Source organism: Sideroxyarcus sp. TK5 (genome assembly GCF_054601595.1).
The window spans coordinates 1-535 of record NZ_BAAHSJ010000039.1; the positions used below are offsets into that span (position 1 = coordinate 1).

Annotated in this window: 1 protein-coding gene; it reads right to left on the reverse strand. The window is 53.5% G+C overall.

Translation table 11 applies throughout. The annotated features are described in order from the left end of the window. Positions 1-125: 125 nt before the first annotated feature. Positions 126-535: acyl-homoserine-lactone synthase (locus ACYPYQ_RS13590; RefSeq protein ID WP_459724452.1), on the reverse strand; the 410-nt coding region annotated here is incomplete at its 5' end.

A 535-nucleotide genomic window follows, 5' to 3' on the forward strand; every position in this document is an offset into this window, starting at 1 on the left:
CTGAGCGGTATGGTCAAAATACTGATCAGCAGGACCTTTAGGTAGATTTACTCGGCTGCTTGCCTTTACTCCGCCCAACTCCAGTCACCAGCATCGCGAAGTTTTTCACTTCGCTACCATGACCCTTAGCCTTCAATATTCGCCAATACATCGATCCAGCATGCAACGATTGGATGCCCATCGATGATCATCGGCGGCCCTGCGCGATGCGATCGGAAGCCGGCGCGCCTCAGTAAGCGCTCTACACCAAGCGGCGATACAGTAATCAGGCCTTTAGCACCATGTTCTGCAGCACAAGCAATCGAACGGCGAAGAAGCTCCACCGCAATCTCGGATGAGAACTGCCCCATGGCGGAAGACATTTGATTGGAAAAATCAACAGCCGCAAAGCGGGACAGCTCCCATATGTCTGGGCTGGATGGTTGGGTCTGCCCATTGAGCAACTGCGGAAACACCTCACCGAGCAGATATGGGCGATCCGTCGGCAACAATCTCGCGCAACCATTAACGGTTCCGTCATCATCCTGTGAAACGA